At 72.7% G+C, this 18,157-nt stretch carries 17 protein-coding genes and 1 pseudogene; 9 read left to right on the plus strand and 9 right to left on the minus strand.

The annotated features are described in order from the left end of the window. Both IE94_RS0121975 and IE94_RS0121980 read right to left on the minus strand, forming a co-directional pair. The coding region (locus IE94_RS0121975; protein ID WP_143657506.1) for a LacI family DNA-binding transcriptional regulator at nucleotides 1-195 on the minus strand (195 nt) is incomplete at its 3' end. Nucleotides 196-233: 38 nt separating this feature from the next. Beyond that, on the minus strand, nucleotides 234-1,178 hold the full coding sequence (locus IE94_RS0121980; RefSeq protein WP_051777598.1) for an endonuclease/exonuclease/phosphatase family protein: 945 nt from the start codon (nucleotides 1,176-1,178) through the stop codon (nucleotides 234-236). Nucleotides 1,179-1,438: 260 nt separating this feature from the next. On the opposite strand from IE94_RS0121980, the gene IE94_RS0121985 reads away from it, so the two are divergent. The 3 genes from IE94_RS0121985 (at nucleotide 1,439) to IE94_RS0121995 (ending at nucleotide 5,387) form a co-directional block, all read left to right on the plus strand. After that, the gene (locus tag IE94_RS0121985) at nucleotides 1,439-3,163 is read left to right on the plus strand and encodes a carbohydrate-binding module family 20 domain-containing protein (protein ID WP_030186931.1); all 1,725 of its coding nucleotides are present in this window, start codon (nucleotides 1,439-1,441) and stop codon (nucleotides 3,161-3,163) included. 180 nt (nucleotides 3,164-3,343) lie between these two features. After that, on the plus strand, nucleotides 3,344-4,450 hold the full coding sequence (locus tag IE94_RS39385; protein ID WP_030186936.1) for a C40 family peptidase: 1,107 nt from the start codon (nucleotides 3,344-3,346) through the stop codon (nucleotides 4,448-4,450). 4 nt (nucleotides 4,451-4,454) lie between these two features. Continuing rightward, on the plus strand, nucleotides 4,455-5,387 hold the full coding sequence (locus IE94_RS0121995; protein WP_030186938.1) for a hypothetical protein: 933 nt from the start codon (nucleotides 4,455-4,457) through the stop codon (nucleotides 5,385-5,387). Here the strand turns inward: IE94_RS0121995 and IE94_RS0122000 are convergent. The 4 genes and pseudogenes from IE94_RS0122000 to IE94_RS35905 form a co-directional block, all read right to left on the minus strand. Next, nucleotides 5,347-6,399, minus strand: a complete 1,053-nt coding sequence (locus IE94_RS0122000) for a porin PorA family protein (protein ID WP_030186939.1) — start codon at nucleotides 6,397-6,399, stop codon at nucleotides 5,347-5,349. The two genes, IE94_RS0121995 and IE94_RS0122000, sit on opposite strands and share 41 nt — an antisense overlap. Before the next feature lie 13 nt (nucleotides 6,400-6,412). Beyond that, the gene (locus IE94_RS0122005) at nucleotides 6,413-6,901 is read right to left on the minus strand and encodes a (2Fe-2S)-binding protein (protein WP_030186940.1); all 489 of its coding nucleotides are present in this window, start codon (nucleotides 6,899-6,901) and stop codon (nucleotides 6,413-6,415) included. Nucleotides 6,902-7,029: 128 nt separating this feature from the next. Next, a pseudogene (locus IE94_RS38260) lies at nucleotides 7,030-7,770 on the minus strand (molybdopterin cofactor-binding domain-containing protein); the annotation flags it as partial. A 162-nt stretch (nucleotides 7,771-7,932) separates the two neighbouring features. Further along, a complete protein-coding gene (locus IE94_RS35905; protein ID WP_342450764.1) occupies nucleotides 7,933-9,057 on the minus strand; it encodes an oxygenase MpaB family protein in 1,125 nt (374 codons plus the stop codon). 343 nt (nucleotides 9,058-9,400) lie between these two features. Between IE94_RS35905 and IE94_RS0122025 the strand changes: the two genes are divergently transcribed. Further along, a complete protein-coding gene (locus tag IE94_RS0122025) occupies nucleotides 9,401-9,967 on the plus strand; it encodes a GNAT family N-acetyltransferase (RefSeq protein WP_030186944.1) in 567 nt (188 codons plus the stop codon). 49 nt (nucleotides 9,968-10,016) lie between these two features. On the opposite strand, the gene IE94_RS0122030 is transcribed toward IE94_RS0122025, so the two are convergent. Continuing rightward, nucleotides 10,017-10,502, minus strand: a complete 486-nt coding sequence (locus tag IE94_RS0122030; RefSeq protein ID WP_030186949.1) for a hypothetical protein — start codon at nucleotides 10,500-10,502, stop codon at nucleotides 10,017-10,019. A gap of 274 nt (nucleotides 10,503-10,776) precedes the next feature. Here IE94_RS0122030 and panD point away from each other — a divergent pair, with 274 nt between their 5' ends. Genes panD through IE94_RS0122045 form a run of 3 tightly spaced genes read left to right on the plus strand, consistent with a single transcriptional unit; the run spans nucleotide 10,777 to nucleotide 12,230 of the window. Next, the gene (panD, locus tag IE94_RS0122035) at nucleotides 10,777-11,196 is read left to right on the plus strand and encodes an aspartate 1-decarboxylase (RefSeq protein ID WP_030186950.1); all 420 of its coding nucleotides are present in this window, start codon (nucleotides 10,777-10,779) and stop codon (nucleotides 11,194-11,196) included. A 42-nt stretch (nucleotides 11,197-11,238) separates the two neighbouring features. Further along, complete coding sequence (locus IE94_RS0122040) at nucleotides 11,239-11,583, plus strand: GNAT family N-acetyltransferase (protein ID WP_030186951.1); 345 nt, start codon at nucleotides 11,239-11,241, stop codon at nucleotides 11,581-11,583. 2 nt (nucleotides 11,584-11,585) lie between these two features. Further along, nucleotides 11,586-12,230 (plus strand): aspartate/glutamate racemase family protein, encoded by a 645-nt coding sequence (locus tag IE94_RS0122045; RefSeq protein ID WP_030186952.1) that lies wholly within the window; start codon nucleotides 11,586-11,588, stop codon nucleotides 12,228-12,230. Nucleotides 12,231-12,711: 481 nt separating this feature from the next. Here the strand turns inward: IE94_RS0122045 and gndA are convergent, their stop codons facing one another. Beyond that, nucleotides 12,712-14,151 (minus strand): NADP-dependent phosphogluconate dehydrogenase, encoded by a 1,440-nt coding sequence (gndA, locus tag IE94_RS0122050; protein ID WP_030186954.1) that lies wholly within the window; start codon nucleotides 14,149-14,151, stop codon nucleotides 12,712-12,714. 376 nt (nucleotides 14,152-14,527) lie between these two features. On the opposite strand from gndA, the gene IE94_RS0122055 reads away from it, so the two are divergent. Continuing rightward, complete coding sequence (locus IE94_RS0122055) at nucleotides 14,528-15,829, plus strand: transglycosylase family protein (protein ID WP_030186955.1); 1,302 nt, start codon at nucleotides 14,528-14,530, stop codon at nucleotides 15,827-15,829. Here the strand turns inward: IE94_RS0122055 and IE94_RS0122060 are convergent. Next, nucleotides 15,819-17,087, minus strand: coding sequence for a DMT family transporter (locus IE94_RS0122060; protein ID WP_030186960.1), 1,269 nt, complete (start codon nucleotides 17,085-17,087; stop codon nucleotides 15,819-15,821). The genes IE94_RS0122055 and IE94_RS0122060 overlap by 11 nt on opposite strands. A 227-nt stretch (nucleotides 17,088-17,314) precedes the next feature. Here IE94_RS0122060 and IE94_RS0122065 point away from each other — a divergent pair, with 227 nt between their 5' ends. Further along, entirely contained in the window at nucleotides 17,315-18,115 is an 801-nt protein-coding gene (locus IE94_RS0122065; protein ID WP_037923246.1) for a (2Fe-2S)-binding protein, read from the plus strand. The last annotated feature ends 42 nt before the right edge of the window (nucleotides 18,116-18,157 follow it).

Below are 18,157 nucleotides of genomic sequence, written 5' to 3' on the forward strand. Positions count from 1 at the left end.
GGGCAGGACCAGGCCGACCAGGCGCGCGCGCTCGCCCCGCAGCTGGGTGGGCCGCTCGTAGCCGAGGACGTCCAGGGCGCTCAGCACGGACTGCCGGGTCGCCTCCGAGACCCCCGGCTTGCCGTTGAGCACCCGGCTGACCGTGGCCTCGCTGACCCCGACCTTCTTCGCCACCTGAGCAAGTCGTCGCGTCACGCCCGAAAGGCTAACGCAAACACCGCAAGCGGTTTGCTTCAGTGCCACCGGATCCGGGCGGCGACCGGAAGGTGGTCGCTGTCGGTGGCGGGCAGGGCCCGGATGGCGCTGACGGTTCCGGCGCGGGCCATCACCTGGTCGATCCGGGCCAGCGGGAACCGGGCCGGGAAGCTGAGGGCGAGCCCCCGCTCGGCCACGTTCAGCGCGTCGGTCAGGGGACGCAGCGCCCGGTCGTCGACCGTGCCGTTGAGGTCGCCGAGCAGGACCACCCTGTGCAGCTCCTCCGCGGCGAGGGCGTCGCCCAGCAGGGAGGCGCTCTCGTCGCGCCGGGACGACGCGAGGCCGCTCGTGCCCACCCGGACCGACGGCAGGTGGGCGACGTAGACGGCGACGTCACCGCGCGGCGTGTGCGCCACGGTCCGCAGCCCCCGCTCCCACGCCTCCTCGATCCCCCGGGGCTTGATGTCGAGGGCGCGGGAGCCGCTGAGCGGATACTTCGACCAGAGCCCGACGGTGCCCCGGACCGCCCGGTACGGATAGTCCGGGCCCAGGGTCCGCGCGTAGACCTCCAGCGCCGGCGGCACCAGCTCCTCCAACGCGACGAGGTCGGGCTCGGCGCGGGCCAGGGCGCGCGCCGTGCCCGCGGGATCGGTGTTCTCGTCGCCGACGTTGTGCTGCACCACGACCAGGTCCTCGGAGCCGGGCTCCGGCGCGGGCAGGAGCAGCCCGCCGAACAGGTACGTCCAGGCGGCCGCCGGCAGGAGCAGGGCGCCCAGCGCGAGCGCCGAGCGGCGCACCAGCGCCAGGACGAGCAGCACCACGACGACCGCGCCGAGCCACGGCAGGACGGACTCCAGCAGGCTCCCCAGCCCGCCGACCCCGTTGGGCACGGACCCGTGGAACGACAGCAGGAGCGCGGTCACCACCGCCGCCCCGGCAAGTGCCCCACCCCGCCCTCGCGTCCAGGCGGTCCAGTCGGTCATCGCGCCTCGTCTCCTCGCCCTGGGTGGAAAATTGCAGAAATCCCTTGCAGTGCCCCGAAGTTGCCCGTGGGCGACGGTGTCGTGAAGGGGTTCGAAGGGACGTGTCCAGAGGGTTGACCGCAGTTGAACCCCGCCCTTACGGTCACGACCGCAACCTCTTGCAGTCTTCTTGCTGCAACGCGTTGCAAGCGTGTGCCGACTCCCCGGACCACCCCCGGCACCGCACCACGGGACACCCGCATCCTCACACGGGAGGCTCCATGCACCAGAACACCAGCACAGCGCGGACAGTCACCGCCACGGCGCTCGCCCTCACCGCCGGTGTGGCCGGCAGCCTCCTCGCCGCCGCGGCACCGGCCCAGGCGGCCCCGCCCGGGGACAAGGACGTCACCGCGGTGATGTTCGAGTGGAAGTTCACCTCCGTCGCCCGGGCGTGCACCGACACCCTCGGACCGGCCGGCTACGGCTTCGTCCAGGTCTCGCCGCCCCAGGAGCACATCCAGGGCGGACAGTGGTGGACCTCCTACCAGCCGGTGAGCTACCGGATCGCGGGCCGGCTCGGTGACCGCGCCCAGTTCAAGAGCATGGTCGACACCTGCCACGCGGCCGGCGTGAAGGTCGTCGCCGACTCGGTGGTCAACCACATGGCGGCCGGCGACGGCACGGGCACCGGCGGCTCCTCGTACACCAAGTACGACTATCCCGGCATCTATGCGAGGAACGACCTCGACAACTGCACCTCGCAGATCAGCGACTACGGCGACCGCTTCAACGTCCAGGAATGCGAACTGGTCGGCCTCGCGGACCTGGACACCGGCGAGGACCACGTACGGGGCAGGATCGCCGGTTACCTCAACGACCTGCTGTCCCTCGGCGTCGACGGCTTCCGCATCGACGCGGCCAAGCACATGGCCGCCGGTGACCTCGCCGACATCAAGTCCCGGCTGAGCAATCCCGACGTGTACTGGAAGCACGAGGCCATCCACGGCGCCGGCGAGGCGGTCTCCCCGGCCGAGTACCTCGGCAGCGGCGACGTACAGGAGTTCCGCTACGCCCGCGACCTCAAGCGGGTCTTCAACGGCGAGAACCTCGCGTACCTCAAGAACTTCGGCGAGTCCTGGGGCTACATGCCCTCGGACAAGTCCGCGGTCTTCGTCGCCAACCACGACACCGAACGGGGCGGCGACACGCTCACCTACAAGGACGGCGCCGCCTACACGCTGGCGCACGTGTTCATGCTGGCCTGGCCGTACGGCAGTCCCGACGTCCACTCGGGATACGAGTTCACCGACCACGACGCCGGGCCGCCGAACGGCGGGCAGGTGAACGCCTGCTACAGCGACGGCTGGAAGTGCCAGCACGCCTGGCGCGAGATCTCCTCCATGGTCGGCTTCCGCAACGCCGCCCGCGGACAGGCCGTGACCGACTGGTGGGACAACGGCGGCGACCGGATCGCCTTCGGCCGCGGCTCCAAGGCGTACGTCGCCATCAACCACGAGGGCTCCGCGCTGACCCGCACGTTCCAGACGTCGCTGCCCGCGGGTGACTACTGCGACGTCCAGTCGGGCAACGGCGTCACGATCGACGGGGCGGGCCGGTTCACCGCCACCCTGGCCGCCCACACGGCGGTGGCCCTGCACGTGGGCGCCCGCACCTGCGGCGGCGCGGGCGGACCCGGTGACCCCGACCCGGTCACCTCCGGCGTCTCCTTCGCGGTCGACGCCACCACCAGTTGGGGCCAGAACATCTACGTGACCGGCAACCGGCCCGAGCTCGGCAACTGGAACCCGGCAGGCGCCCTCGCGCTCGACCCGGCCGCCTACCCGGTGTGGAAGCGCGACGTCGAACTCCCCCCGGGCACGGCCTTCGCGTACAAGTACCTGCGCAAGGACGCGGCGCGCAACGTCACCTGGGAGAGCGGCACCAACCGCACCGCGACGGTGAACACCGCGAAAGTCAGCCTCGACGACACCTGGCGCAACTGAGCACCGCCCGACGAACGGTTGCGTGTGAGCAAGCTGACACGCCCGGGGAGTCCGAGGTCGGCCGTTCGGGGGAAGGTAGTGTGTTCAAGGCTCGAACGGCCCACCGCGGGACCCGCGGTGTGACCACGGCGGCAGCCGTCCGTCTGAGCCGCCCGCACGCGACCTCTGAGAGTGGAGCTCATGAACGTGTCGACCGGCGGCAGGCGGATGCTGGGCCGGGGCGCCACAACGGTCCTCGTCTGCGCCATCCTCCTGTCGCCCGGCCCCGGTTACGCGGCGCCGGGCGAACCCGACCCCCGGGGCGGCGAGTCGATCGAGGACATCCGCGCCGAACTGGACGGCCTCTACCGCGAGGCGGAAGTGGCCACGGAGGCGTACAACGCCGCGAACGAGAAGGCGACCAAGCAGGAGAAGCGGCTGACGAGCCTCCGCAAGGACCTGACCCGCGCCGAGAAGCGGGTGAAGAACCTGCGCGAACTGGCCGGCGCGGCCGCCCGCACCCAGTACCGCGGGGGCGACCTCGCCGCCACCGGTATCCAGTTGCTGCTCGGCGACCACCCGGAGCACGCCCTCGACGAGGCCTCCCAGGCCCGCCAGGCCATGCGCGGCCTGGTCAACGTCTCCGAGACCCAGAAGAGCGCCCGCGAGGCACTGAGCGAGCAGACCGAGGCCGCCACCAAGGAACTGCGGGACCTGAAGAGCAGCCGGGCGGACAAGGCCGCGGCGAAACAGAAGATCGAGAAGAAGATCGCCACGGCCGAGCGGATCGAGGTGGGCCTGGAGGAGGAGCAGACCCGCAGGCTGGCCGAGCTGGAACGGGAGCGGGCCCGGCAGGCCGAGGCCCGCTGGACCGGCCCCGGCGGCTCCCCCGCGGGCTCGGGCAAGGGGAAGGGCAAGGGCAAGGGGTCGGCGCCGGGCGGCGGGACGCAGGCGAGCGGAGCGGCCGCGAAGGCCGTCGGCTTCGCGATGGCGCAGATCGGCAAACCGTACGTGTGGGGCGCCGTGGGCCCGTCGTCGTACGACTGCTCCGGACTTACCTCCGCGGCCTGGGCGGCGGCCGGACACCCCATTCCCCGCACCTCGCAGGCGCAGTGGGGCGGCCTGACCCGCGTCAGCCTGTCCTCGGCCCGCCCCGGAGACCTGATCATCTACTACAACGACGCCACCCACGTGGGCATGTACATCGGAGGCGGGCAGATGGTCCACGCACCGCGGCCCGGCCGCAACGTCACGACCGCGCCGGCCGCCTCCATGCCCGTCCTCGGCGTCGTACGCCCCGGAGCCTGAGCGGATGAACCACTCGCTGACCCCCCGTGAGAAGGGGAACCTGCCCGCCCTCGGCGCCCCGCCGCTGATCCGCCTCGACGCCTACGTGGCCGAGGACGGGTCGACGGTGGTCAACGGCCACCTGCTGGACATGGGCGGCACACGGCCGCCCAACGAGACCATCCTCGACGCCGTCGCCATGTTCGCCCGCACCCTCGGGGCACCGGTCGCGGCCACCGTCATCGACCGCACCGCGCAGCAGGTCGCGCGGCTGCGGGTGCATCCCGACGGCTCCAGCCGCACCATCGGCGAGGAGGAGGACCTGCCGCCCGGACGCGAGCGCACCGCCGCCGAGGAGGAGGCGTTCCCGCCGCTCGCCCGCGTCGAGCGGATCATCCAGCACGCGCAGCGCGAGGAACTGCACGCCGCGTTCGTCCTCGCCAGCGCGCTGCGCGAACACCTCACGCTGCGCCGGGGCGCCGAGGACGAACTGTCCCTGGAGGCCAGGGCGATCGAGGCGTACCTCGCCTATCTGCGCGGCGACCACATGCTCTCCACCGTCCTCGCGCTGACCGTCGCCCGGATCCGCTGCCGCACCGACCTGAACCGGGCCGCCCCCGACGTGGCCCGCGCCACCGCCGCATGGCAGCGGTTGTGGGACGAGGGCCAGGTGGCCACCCGCGGGCAGGAACTGCTGCACATGTGGGAGCGGCTGTCCGAGGCGGGCCTGCTCCAGGAACCGTCCCACCACGCCATGGCCCAGGCCGTGCGGAGCCGGCTCGCCCAGGGCGGCCGTTCCGTACCCCCGCGAGCCGAGCCCGCGGCGCCGGCCCTGACCGCGGGCCCCGGCCCGGCCCCCACGCCCGTCGCCCCCGAGGACAAACCCCTCAAGCCCACCCGGCGCGGTCTGCGGCGCTTCACCCGACGGGCCGGCCGGACTCCGGAGCAGTCGTCCTGAGAGCCGGGGCGTCCGGGCTCCGGCGCCGCCGGGGCCTGAACGGGAGCAGGAGCAGGACGAGCGCGACGACGGCCAGGACGAGCGGGGCCCCGTCGGTGAGCAGGGTCAGCAGCAGGCCGGCCGAGGCCGCCGTGTCACCGAGGTCGCGCACGCTCTTCGGGGTGACCGCGAAGGAGAGCGCCGACACCGGCAGCAGGGCGGTCGGCTCACCGGCGACGGTCGTGGTCGCCACGATCTCCCGGTCCACCTTCTGGTCGACGGCGATGCCGGTCTGCCGGTCGATCTGCGCGACGAGGGTGGAGCGGCCCGTGTAGGCGAGGGGCACCGGATCCGGCAGGGCGGCGATCGCGCCGGGGGTGAGACGGGCCCGGGCGTCGGAGCCGAGGCTCGGCACCAGGGCCGCCAGCAGCCGCTTCGGCAGGGCGGCCGGGAGGGGCTTCAGCACCTCGGGGTCCTTGACCGGGGCCGAGACCTCGATCTCGTACACGTTCACGGCACGGTCCTCGCGCTCGGCGGTCCCGGTGAAGCGGACCGGCACGATCGAACGCGTCGTCGCGTCGTAGTACGTGTACGAGTCGTCCCGCGCCGCATCGGGCGGGAAGGCGGAACTCAGCGCGCCCCGCGAGGGCTCGACGGTCGTCCCGGCCGGTGGTGACGTGCCCCGTCTGCTCTCCCGGTCGACGGCGTACGTCTTCGCACTGGGCAGCGTCTGCCCGCCCACCCGGACGGTCGTCGTGTCCTCGAGCACGGCCGTGCCGCCGTGGGCGGACACCACCCTCACCCGCCGGTCGGCGGTGACGGGGACGTCGGACACCAGCGCGTGTGCCGTGTCCCCGTTGCGCAGGGCCTCGCTGTCGAGCACGGTGGCCCGGCCGGAGTAGTGCACGGTCTGGTCGGCGTCGGCGGCCAGCTTCGTCGCGTTCGGGGCGACGACGAAGCGCAGGACCGCCGCGGCGGCGACCAGCACCGCGGCCAGGGTGACGAGCAGGACGGTCGAACGACGAGCGGCCATGGGGCCCTCCCTCTCAGTGGTGCGGACGCATGGTCTCGGCGCCGGCCCTGATCGCCTCGCGGATGCGGGGATAGGTGCCGCACCGGCAGATGTTGCGGATGCCGTCCAGGTCGGCATCGGTGATCGCGCGGCCCTCCTCCTGGACGCGTCGGACCAGGGCCACGGCGGTCATGATCTGGCCGGGCTGGCAGTAGCCGCACTGGGCCACGTCCAGGTCGATCCAGGCCTGCTGCATCGGGTGCAGTTCGGCGCTCACGGTGGCCGGGAGCCCCTCGATGGTGGTGACCTCGTCGGAGGGCCGCAGATCCTTCACGGGGAGGGAGCAGGGGTTGGCCGCCCTGCCGTTGAGGTGACTCGTACAGGCCTTGCAGACGTTGATGCCGCAGCCGTACTTCGGCCCGGTGACGCCGAGGACGTCGCGCAGGACCCACAGCAGCCGCTCGTCGTCCGCGACGTCGACGATGACCTGCTCGCCGTTGAGGCGGAAGGTGTGCTCGGGCACGGGAACTCCCAGTGCTGTCGGGGTGGTTCAGCGGACGTGGTCCAGGCCGTCGGTGGGCGAGGCGGGGACGGGCGGGACGGTGGGCTTGGGCGAGAAGGAGAGGGCGCCGTGGTTGACGGGGAAGACGGTGGGCGTGGTGCCGGTATGAACCTCTTGCGACCGGTGACGGCCGCGTGCGCGTCGACCCGGCCGTGCGGGGCACCGACGACGGTGAACCTCTCCCGTGGCTTGAGGGCGACGGACACCTGCTCGGTCCGGGTGGCCGCCGCCTTCGCCGACAGCTCCCCGATTCCCGCGCTCCGGCCACCCGGACCCGTGACGAGGCCCGCGCTCCAGTCCAGCTCGGGGACGGCGAGTCCCCACTCGGCCGCCGCTGCCCCGAGCAGCCGGTGGCGGGCGACGGCGGCGGCGGTGCGGATCGGGGTGTAGGTCGAGAAGGTCGTGTTCGAACCTCCGGTGAGCTGGTTGAAGAGCAGCTCCGGCCGTGCGTCGGCCAGAGTGATGTGCACCCGCGGGAGCGGGATGCCGAGTTCCTCGGCGATCAGCATGGCCGTCGACGTGGTGATGCCCTGCCCCACCTCGGTCCGCGGCAACGCGAAGGACACGGTGCCGTCCGGATTCACCTCGACGGTGATCAGACCGGAGGTCGGCAGGGCCGCCGCCGTCATCACGTCGTTGAGGTCCACCAGCTCCGTGATCTCCGGCGAGGGCAGGCCCGCCCGCGCCGGGGAGGCGGGGACCAGTTGGGCCGCCGTCATCAACGTCGGTGCGGCCAGTACGTATCCGAGGAACCGGCGTCTTCCCCACGGGGGCGGGCCGGAGCCAGGCGAAGGCGGCTGGGTCGTTTCCTCGTCGCGCGGTCTCGTCATCGTCCCGTCTCGGCTTCCGGTGGGCGGCTGCACGTGCTGTTCTCCGCGGCCGCGGAGGCGCGGAACGCAGGGGCCGGACGCGGGCGGTGGCGCGGAACCCCGGTGGTGACGGCGGGGTCCCGCGCTCCGGCGCTTCGTCGGTGCGTCGGTGCGGCGGGTGGCTCAGGACGGCCGGTTGGCGTCCGGGATCTCGATGCTGGGGCCTCGCCCCTCGGACAGGTAGAACAGCACGAACTTCCGCAGGGCCTCCTCCACCGTCCAGGCCGCCTGCGGGATCAGGGGCAGTGGAATGAGCCCTTCGCGGAAGGCCACCAGCAGGGGCCACGCGGCGCTGATCAGCGGCTGCCAGAACGGCTCCTTGTCCAGCCCGATCAGGTCGCCGGTCCGGTTGCCCAGCGTGTACCGGGTGAAGCCGTTGATCAGGGGCCGGGTGAGCCCGGCGTCCAGCTCCGCGACGATGTCGAGGAGCACGTCGGTGAGTTCGACGCCCTCGGGTGTCGAGGCCAGGATGGGGTCGAGGACCTGCCGGGACTGGGCGTTGGCCTCGTCCCAGGAGGCGGGGATGTACTCGTCCAGGACACCGAGCAGGTGGGCGGTGACCTGCCACACGTGCAGGTAGCCGGCCGACTCGGCGAGGGATGTCCGGACCCCCAGTCGATTAGCTTGCTCATGACAAATGTGGCCAGGCTGTGCCAGGTCACCATGATGTCGGCCTGGCTGATGGGGATCGTCTGCCCGCCACTGGTGCGGGACCAGCCCGGCGACTGGGGCAGCAGATGGCGGACGGCCGCGTGCACCAGCCGGGTCTTGACGGCGGTCACGACCATCCCGCCGGAGGGCTGGTAGGCGTCCAGGTCGCCGACGTCGTACCCGAGTTGCGCGGTCTTGGCGATGCGGTCCTTCATGTCCGCGCCGCCCTTCGAGTAGTAGACGGCGCGTGCCTCGCGCGGGATGGCGGTGCTCATGAGCCCGCTGCCCAGGCCGTACAGCGCGCCGGTGTAGATGCCCTTCTTCGTGGTGAACCTGGCCGCGTCCGCGAGCTTGGCCCGGTCCGTCCAGGGCGGCAGTTGGCGGGCCCGCTCCATGAAGTCGCGCAGATCCGCGGGGAGGCCGTCCAGCAAGGGCTGGTCGTTGCGCGTCCACGTGCGCAGCGCGGCGTTGACCTTCGCCACCTCGCCGCGTTCGATCACGGCGGCGAGCACGGGGTCGGCCTCCTCGTCCCAGACCCAGTCTGGGTCGACCCCCGCCCCCTTGCCGGCCACCGAGCCGCTCGGCGCCCAGGTCCACAGGGACTTCGCCCGGGCCGGCGAGGCGGCGCCCAGTGCCCCCAGGGCCCCGAGCGCCCCTCCTGTGATCAGCATCCTTCGCCTGCTCAGATCGTCCATCGTCGCGTACTCCTCATCGGCGTTCTCCAGTGCTCCACGGGGGGTGATGCCGGGTTGATACGATGAAACACATACTGCTTCGCTGTTTCATCAGGGGAGTACAAGAGCGTCGTGAACGCCAGAGGCCGCACAGAATCGGGGAAGTGACCGAGGGCCGTCCGCGCGGTCGCGCAACTCTCGCACCAACGGCACCCTCGGGCCGTCGACCCCTTCAAGTGGCCGGTCGAGTGGGCCAGGATGCAGGGATGACTGAGCGGTCTCCTTCGGGGCTTCCCCGCGAGAACATCCACTTGCCGGGCGGTTGCGTACTGCGACGGCGCTCGCTGGTCTCCGACGACGCGTTCGTCGACGCGGTCGCCGCCGACGTCGAGCACCTGGGCGAGTGGCTTCGCTGGGCCCGGCATCCGCCCACCCGGGAGGAGACCGCCGGCTTCCGCGCCGAACAGGACGCGGACTGGGACGCGGGCCGGTCGTTCGTCTACGTACTGACCCCGCCGGACCGCCTCGACCAGGTGCTCGGCGGGGGTGCGATGTTCCCGAACGGCGAGGAGGGCGTCCTGGAGATCGGCTACTGGATCTGCTCACCCGCCACCGGCCGGGGCCTCGCCACCCGGGCTGCGGCGGCGCTCACCGAGGAGGGCCTCGGGCTCCCCGGCATCAAGGCCATGGAGATCCACTGCGACCAGGCCAATGCCCGAAGCGCCGGCATCCCGCCCCGCCTCGGATACCGGTTGCTCCGCATCGAACCGGACGAGCCGCAGACCCCGGCGGAGGCCGGACGAAGCATGGTCTGGCGCCACGACGGCACCTGACCACGCCCGTTGCGTCGGGGACCGGTCCGTGGCAGTACACCGGCGTGGTCTACCACCAGACGGAGCACTTGGCCCGGGGCGCCGTGACCAGCGAGCCGCAGACCCGGAACTGGTACGCGGGGTCGGAACTGGTCCGCCGGAAGGGCGTCGTCAGGCTCTGTCCCGCGGACTGGACCGTGAAGGGACCGCACTGGAGCCAGGGGGACACGGAGTCGGCGTTGTCCCAGCCGTTCGCCCGCCAGTCCATCCAGACCTTGTCGCCGGGCCGGGTCTGACCGCTGATCTTGCCGAAGCCGATCTGCGTACTGCCGTAGACGCCCTTCTCGAGCGTGAAGTGGACGTTGCCGACCCAGAACTCCCGCGGTTTCACGGAATCGCCCGAGGCGTTGTCCGGGTGGTCGCGGAAGCCGCGCCTGCCACCCACGCAGTCGGAGGCCGCGGCGGCCGCGGGCTGCGAGGGCTGGGCGAGGACGACACCGGTGGCGACCGTACACAGTGCCGCGACTGCGGCGAGGGTGGAACGTAGCAGGCGCATGAGAGCCGTCTCCTCCTGTCTGTGGAACGAACCCCGTGCAGGGCGCCTCGGACTTTAAGGAGAAGGGGGAGCCGGCGGCACCTGTGAATTGTCAGGGTGGCCACCCGCCGCCCCACTCCCACCGCCGTCCGGGGCCAGCCGCACGACGATCACTCGGACGGCCACCAGCGCCGCTTGTGTCCGAGGCCTTCGGGTGCCAAGCGTGCCGGTGTAAAGTGAAGACCGCCCTTGACCTGCACAAAGCAGGCAGGGAGCCGTCTTCCAGGAGTCCGACATGCTGCGCACCATGTTCAAGTCCAAGATCCACCGCGCCACCGTCACCCAGGCCGACCTGCACTACGTCGGTTCGGTGACCATCGACGCCGATCTGCTGGACGCCGCCGATCTGCTGCCCGGTGAGCTCGTGCACATCGTGGACATCACCAACGGGGCCCGGCTGGAGACCTACGTGATCGAGGGCGAGCGGGGGTCCGGGGTGATCGGGATCAACGGGGCCGCGGCGCACCTCGTGCACCCGGGTGACCTGGTGATCCTCATCAGCTATGCCCAGGTCACGGACGCCGAGGCGCGGTCGTTGCGGCCCCGGGTCGTGCACGTGGACGGTGACAACCGTATCGTCGCCCTGGGCGCCGACGCGTCCGAGCCGGTACCGGGCTCGGACCAGGAACGCAGTCCTCAGGCCGTGTCGGCCTGACCGTACTGACCCGTTGATCCCGCGGGGACGAGGAGCGTGGCCGTGACTGACATCGAGATCCGTGACGACTGGGCGGCCGGACGGCTGGAGGCGGTCGCCGCCGGAGAGGTGGTCGGGCACATCGAGTACTTCGTCCTCGACGCTCCCGAGCGGGCGCTCGTCCCGGTCCACACGATCGTCGAACCGGCCCATGAGGGCAAGGGCATCGCCGGTTCCCTGGCGCGTGAGCTGTACGGGAGCGCGCGCCGGGAGGGCATCACGGTCGCCCCGCTGTGCCCCTACGTCGTGAAGTGGGCCGAGCGCCACCCGGACGAGGCACCCGCCGCCGACCCGGAGCTGCTGCGTGCCGCCAAGGAGTGGCTCGTGGCGCATCCCGAGCTGTTCTGAGCGTGCTGGCACTCCTGCACACCTCGCCCGTCCACGTGCCGGTCTTCGACGCGCTGCGTGACGCGGCGCATCCGGAGCTGGAACTGCGGCATCACGTCGACGCCGGGCTGCTGGAGCGTGCCCGGCGGGACGGGCCCGAGACGGTGGCCGCGTCCGTCGCGGCCGTGCTGACGCGGGCGGTGGCGGAGGGGGCGCGCGCCGTGCTGTGCACGTGCTCGACCATCGGTGGTGTCGCCGAGGCGGCAGCCGCCGTGGCCGGCGTGCCGGTGCTGCGCGTGGACCGGCCCATGGCCGCCGCCGCGGTGGCCGTCGGTCCGCGGGTCCTCGTTCTCGCCGCCCTGGAGAGCACGCTCGCGCCGACGGTGGCACTGATCGAGGAGGAGGCACGGCGCGCGGACCGCCCCGTGGAGGTGCGGACCCGGCTGGTGGACGGCGCCTGGCGGCGGTTCGAGGCCGGTGACGTCGAGGGCTACCTGCGGCGGGTGACCGAGGCGGCCGACTCCGTGACCGGCGCCGACGTGATCGTCCTGGCCCAGGCGTCCATGGCCCCGGCCAGGGAGTCGACGAAGGCCCGGGTCCCCGTGCTGGCCAGCCCCGCAGCGGGACTGGCGGCCGGGGCGGCGGCCGCCGGGGCGGTGGCGGCCTGAGCGGTGGCCGTTTCCCCGGGTCGGCTGGGCCACTCGGGCCGGGCGGTTCGTACGGCTGAGTGAGTGGGGAGGCGGCCGTCGGGTAGGCGGGGGACAAGTCCAGAGCCGACGTCGACCGACTGGCCGGAGGACAGCGCCATGACGAACCCGTATCCGGATCCCGTCCCACCCGGGCCCACCCCGGGTCCCACTCCCGGCCCGGACCCGGAACCCCCACATCCGCACCCCGACCCGGTCTCACCACCGACCCCGGGCCCGGGACCGCAGCCGACCCCACCGCCACCGCCCCCGGGGCCCGGTCCGGAACCCACGCCCCAGCCGCCGGGCCCCGGCCCGCAGCCGACGCCCCAGCCCCCGGAGCCCCCGGCTCCGCCCGGGCCCTCGCCGTCGCCGATCCCGCCGGGACCCGAGCCCGTGCCCAACCCCGAGCCGGGGCCGCCACTCACCTGAGCGAGGGGAAGGCCGACCTGGGGGCCGGGGACTACGCGGTGACCTCCGACCGGTCCCCGCCCCACAGCGTGTGGAAGGCACCGTCCCGGTCCGTCCTGCGGTACGTGTGCGCCCCGAAGAAGTCCCGCTGCCCCTGGGTCAGTGCCGCGGGCAGCCGCTCGGCGCGCAGAGCGTCGTAGTAGGCGAGGGCGGCGGCGAAGCCCGGTGTCGGTACGCCCTGCCGGGTCGCCGCGACCAGGACCTCGCGCCAGTCGTCCTGCGCCGCGGCGATCTCCTGGGCGAAGGTCTCGTCCGACAGCAGGCTCGGCAGGTCGGGCCGGGCGTCGTACGCCGCACGAATGCGGTCCAGGAAGGCCGCCCGGATGATGCAGCCGCCGCGCCAGATCGCGGAGACCGCGCCCAGGTCGATGTCCCAGCCGTACTCCTCGCTGCCCGCCGCGATCTCGTGGAAGCCCTGCGTGTACGACACGATCTTCGACGCGTACAGCGCCTGCTCGACGCGGTCGGCGAAGGCGGCCGCCTCCGACTCGCCGAGCGGTGACGCCTTCGGGCCCGCCAGGCCGCGTGAGGCCTCGCGCAGCGCCGCGTGACCGGACAGGGAACGGGCGAAGACCGCCTCCGCGATGCCGGACACCGGCACGCCGAGGTCCAGCGCGATCTGCACGGTCCAGCGGCCGGTGCCCTTCTGCTCCGCCTGGTCGACCACCACGTCCACGAACGGCTTGCCCGTCGCCGCGTCCTCGTGCGACAGCACCTCCGCCGTGATCTCGATCAGGTACGAGTCCAGTCGGCCGGTGTTCCAGGTGCGGAAGATCTCCGCGATCTGCGCGGGGGAGTACCCGGCCACGTCGCGCAGCAACTGGTACGCCTCTCCGATCAGCTGCATGTCGGCGTACTCGATGCCGTTGTGCACCATCTTGACGAAGTGCCCGGCGCCGTCCGGACCGACGTGCGTCACACAGGGCGCCTCGTCCGCGGCCTTCGCCGAGATCTTCTCCAGCATCGGGCCCAGCGATGCGTACGACTCCTTCGAGCCGCCCGGCATGATGCTCGGCCCGTGCAGCGCGCCCTCCTCGCCGCCGGAGATGCCGGTACCCACGAAGTGGATGCCCTGCTCGCGCAGTTCGCGCTCCCGGCGCCGGGTGTCCGCGAAGTGTGCGTTGCCCCCGTCGATGATCATGTCCCCGGGCTCCAGGAGCGGGGCGAACTCCCTGATCACCGCGTCGGTCGGGTCACCGGCCTTCACCATGACCACCAGGCGGCGCGGGCGTTCCAGAGCCGCCACGAACTCCTTGGCGGTCTCGGTCGCGACGAAGTCGCCCTCGCTCCCGAACTCCTCCACCAGCGCGTGCGTGCGCGACGCGGTCCGGTTGTGCACCGCGACCGTGTAGCCGTTGCGGGCGAAGTTGCGGGCGAGGTTGCGGCCCATGACCGCGAGCCCCGTGACGCCGATCTGCGCGGTAGTGCTCATTGGGTTGGCTCCTAGTGACCTTGGTGTCCGTGGTGCCTGTGTCCGTGGTGCCTGTGCTTGGTGCGTGTGTCCGTGGGTGCCTGTGTGCGTAATGTCCTGGGTACGTGGTGTTGGTGCTCGCCAGTATCGCCGGTTTCGTCGCTCGACCATGCTGACGTGCCGGGTCACCGGCCGCACCTTCCGCTGCCCGTTCCGCCTCCGGGATTCCCGTACGGACGGGAGGGGCCGGGTGCCTCAGCGGATCGGCGTCCTGCCCGAACGACGGCCGCGCGTTCCCGGCCACCGGGGGTCACCAACCGGCCGGTTGCCGTCTTGTCATGGCCTGTTCGCGGCGCTTACTTTTGCCCCTCCTGACGCAATGTCGAGGGGGACCTCCATGGCCGTACGCGGCCGGCACCGCCGGTATCAGCCGAACAGGATCAACCGCGCCTCACTGACCGTCACCGCCGGGGGCGCGGGACTGGCCCTCCCCCTCGTCGGTACCGGCACGGCACAGGCGGCCGACGTGGAGACCTGGGACAAGGTGGCCACCTGCGAGTCCACCGACGACTGGGACATCAACACCGGCAACGGCTACTACGGCGGGCTGCAGTTCACCCAGACCACCTGGGAGGCCTTCGGCGGCACGCGGTACGCCCCGCGCGCCGACCTGGCCACCAAGGAACAGCAGATCGCCGTCGCCGAGAAGCTGCTGGACGTGCAGGGCCCCGGCGCCTGGCCGGTGTGCTCACAGCGGGCCGGGCTGGCCCGCGGCGGCGACACGCCCGACATCCGGCCGGCCGGGGGAGCGGCGCCCGCGCAGCAGTCGGGTTCGGTGAAGGACGTCCAGCCGCAGACCACCCCGCAGTCCCGGGCGGGCAAGGCACGGATGTACACGGTGGTCACCGGCGACACCCTCTCCGGCATCGCCGACACCCACGAGGTCCGGGGCGGCTGGCAGCGCCTGTACGAGGCCAACCGGGGCGCCATCGGCTCCGACCCCGACCTGATCCTGCCCGGCCAGCGCCTGTCACTGCGCGGCGGGGGAGCCGCCGCGGCACCCGGCGCCGAGACGAGCCGGCAGCAGGCCAAGCAGCGGACACCGCAGGAACAGCGGACGCGGCAGAAGGCGAAGGCGCAGCCGAAGAAGGAACAGAAGCGGGAGCCGAAGTCCGAGCCGAAGGAACAGCAGCGGCACGAGCAGCGGCAGGAGCAGCGGCACGAGCAGCGGAAGACGCCGCAGAAGTCCTCCTCCGACAGCGGCAAGGCCAAGGCGGGGAAGGCCTCCACCCACCACGCCGTCGTGGCACCCGTCGACGCCGCCACCGGCACGCCCTACCACCAGGCGGGCTCCTCCTGGTCCAAGGGCTACCACACCGGCGTCGACTTCCCCGTCCCCACCGGCACCTCCGTCAAGTCGGTCGCGGCGGGCCGGGTGGTCAGCGCGGGGTGGGGCGGTTCCTACGGCTACCAGGTGGTCGTCCGGCACGCCGACGGCCGCTACTCCCAGTACGCCCACCTCTCGGCGATCTCCGTGAAGAACGGCCAGTCGGTGGGCGTGGGCCGGCGCCTGGGGCGTTCCGGCTCCACGGGCAACGTCACGGGCCCGCATCTGCACTTCGAGGTGCGGACGGGGCCCGGCTTCGGTTCGGACGTCGACCCGCTGGCCTACCTGCGGGCCGGCGGCGTCAGGATCTGATCCGGACCCGTCGGCGGCCGAGCATCGGCGGCGGGACGAAGGGACCGCCGTAGAAGGGTCCGTAGGAGAGCGTGGCGTCGTCGCTCTCCACCGGCGCCCGGGTTTCGTACGCCTCGTCCGTGAGGGCGGCGTCCGGGACCCGCGGCGCCGCCGGGGACGGCACGACGACCTTCTCGGAGAGCCGTGCCACCGGGACCGCCGCGCCCACGGGCTCCCGGACCGGGACCTCCTCGGCCGGCACGCCCACCGGCTGCGGCCCGAGCGCCGTGGTCCCACGGGCTGTGGACCCAGGCGCCGTGGTTCCGAGGGCAGCCGCCTCGGTCTCCGGGACCACCACGGTCTCCTCGGCCGACGCCAAACTGTCACCGGTGCCGGTGCCGGTGCCGGTGCCGGTGCCGGTCCCGGTCTCGGTGCCGGTCTCGGCGCCCTCCCGCGCGATCCGCTCCGTCGTCAGCATGATCAGCCCGCCGGCGGCCACCACGCCGCAGCTCAGGGCCAGCACGGTGCCGGTCGTGCCGTACCGGAACGTCTCGCCGAACATCGTGATGCCGACGACGGCGGCCACCACCGGGTTCACGACCGTCAGCGTGGCCAGCGGGGCCGCGAGACCGGCGCCCCGGTAGGAAGCCTGGGAGAGCACCATGCCGGCCGTGGCGAGCACGCCGATCACGGCCAGCGACGGCAGGTCACCGACGGACACTCCGCCGGTCCAGTCGACCGCGACCGTCTTGGTGAAGACCGAGGACATCCCGAAGGCTATGCCGGACGCGGTCGCCAGCAGGATGCTGCGGACCGCCGGGTGCCGGTGCGCGGCCCGGCCCGCGATCATCAGCGCCACCACCGCGCCACCGGTGACCACGGTCGCCCCGACCCGCTGCGTCGTGTCCAGCGACTGCGCGTCGGAGGCGCCGACCAGGGACAGCAGACCGGCGAGCCCGACGGTGGCCATCAGGGCGCCCCGCCAGGCGGTCGCACCGGCCCTGCGGCCCACGAAGAGCGCCGCCATGGGCAGCGCGAACACGATGGTGAGCGCTCCCAGCGGCTGCACCAGGCTCAGCGGACCGAGGGCGAGGGCGACGACGTGCAGCAGAGCGCCGAGGCCGTTGAGCGATACCGCCGCCCACCAGGCGGGCCGGCGCAAGGGGGCGTACTGGGCATCAGGGGACGACGCCGCGACCCGCTCCTGCACGATCGCTCCGCCCGCGTACGCCACGGCGGAGACGAGCGACAGCAGCACGGACAACGCGAGGGCGCTCATCGGCTGCTCCTCTGCGTAAGGCGGGGGCGCTGGGCCCGCCGCGGCGATCGGTCGTCATCCATGAACAACACGATGCCGTCCCAGGGTCTTCCCGTCGTCGTCCCTGAGCATTCTTTGGGTCCTACTACCGATGGAGTACGACGGCGCCGCCGTCCTCCCCAGGGTGGGTGACTTCCGGCTCCGACCCCTGGTCCGGCCCCTCAAGGGCCCTGATACTACTGCTCTCCGTGGACCTCGACCCCGCCCTCCGCGCCCTCCGCCCCCTCGGCGGCTTCTCCGTCCTGCACGCCTCGCGTCCGGTGCCGTCACGGCGGGCCGCCACCGTCGCGCCCCTCGCGCACGGCTACGTACCCGGATACGCGAGCACCGCGGCGGACGTTCAGGTTCCCGGTCCGGGTGCCGATCCGCTGGGCCACCGTGTCCGCAGGGTCGCCGTCGCGCTCGGCGCCGCCGAGACCCGGGTCGCCGCCTCCGTGGCCCAGCAGGGGCTCGCCGCCCGCCTGTGGTCGGTGACCCTGGCCTGCGCCGTCCTGTACGGCCACGTCCCGGACCTCGATCCGCGCCTGCTGCACTGGGACCCCGGGGCCACCGCCCCCGACGACCTGTGGCTCACCGAGGTGCACGCCCTGGCCGGGGACGCCGCCACCGTCGCGGAGGTCGTCCTCACCACCCACCTCGCGCCCCTCACCGAGGCCGTGCACGCCCGCTACGGCGTCGCGAGGGGACTGCTGCGGGGCAACGCGGCCTCCGCCCTGGCCGGCGCCGGACGCGAACTGGACCGCTGGGCCCGCCGCCACGGCCGTACGGACACCGCCGCCCACGCCCGGTCGCTCACCGCCGACCTGCTGGCCCACCCCCTGCTCGCCGGCACCGGGACGCTCACCGGCACCTCCTTCCGGCGCCGCAGCTGCTGCCTGTACTACCGGGTGCCGGCGGGAGGCGTCTGCGGCGACTGCTGCTTCCCGTCTCCGCCGGGTCCCGGCCGTTCCCCGCGTCGGCCGGAAAGCACCCGTTCCCCGCTTCGGTAGGAATGCGCCCGCCTCCGCGTCCGTACCAAAGCGCCTTCCCTC

It is taken from the genome of Streptomyces violaceorubidus (assembly GCF_000717995.1).
Lineage (GTDB): Bacteria > Actinomycetota > Actinomycetes > Streptomycetales > Streptomycetaceae > Streptomyces > Streptomyces violaceorubidus.

What these genes read in the sequence shown, in the direction of transcription:
- IE94_RS0121980 (WP_051777598.1), bottom strand. Translation starts at nt 1,178, where the DNA reads ATGACCGACTGGACCGCCTGGACGCGAGGGCGGGGTGGGGCACTTGCC.
- IE94_RS0122000 (WP_030186939.1), bottom strand. Translation starts at nt 6,399, where the DNA reads ATGGCCGCTCGTCGTTCGACCGTCCTGCTCGTCACCCTGGCCGCGGTG.
- IE94_RS39385 (WP_030186936.1), top strand. Translation starts at nt 3,344, where the DNA reads ATGAACGTGTCGACCGGCGGCAGGCGGATGCTGGGCCGGGGCGCCACA.
- IE94_RS0121985 (WP_030186931.1), top strand. Translation starts at nt 1,439, where the DNA reads ATGCACCAGAACACCAGCACAGCGCGGACAGTCACCGCCACGGCGCTC.
- IE94_RS0122030 (WP_030186949.1), bottom strand. Translation starts at nt 10,502, where the DNA reads ATGCGCCTGCTACGTTCCACCCTCGCCGCAGTCGCGGCACTGTGTACG.
- IE94_RS0122055 (WP_030186955.1), top strand. Translation starts at nt 14,528, where the DNA reads ATGGCCGTACGCGGCCGGCACCGCCGGTATCAGCCGAACAGGATCAAC.
- gndA (WP_030186954.1), bottom strand. Translation starts at nt 14,151, where the DNA reads ATGAGCACTACCGCGCAGATCGGCGTCACGGGGCTCGCGGTCATGGGC.
- IE94_RS0122060 (WP_030186960.1), bottom strand. Translation starts at nt 17,087, where the DNA reads ATGAGCGCCCTCGCGTTGTCCGTGCTGCTGTCGCTCGTCTCCGCCGTG.
- IE94_RS0122025 (WP_030186944.1), top strand. Translation starts at nt 9,401, where the DNA reads ATGACTGAGCGGTCTCCTTCGGGGCTTCCCCGCGAGAACATCCACTTG.
- IE94_RS0121995 (WP_030186938.1), top strand. Translation starts at nt 4,455, where the DNA reads ATGAACCACTCGCTGACCCCCCGTGAGAAGGGGAACCTGCCCGCCCTC.
- panD (WP_030186950.1), top strand. Translation starts at nt 10,777, where the DNA reads ATGCTGCGCACCATGTTCAAGTCCAAGATCCACCGCGCCACCGTCACC.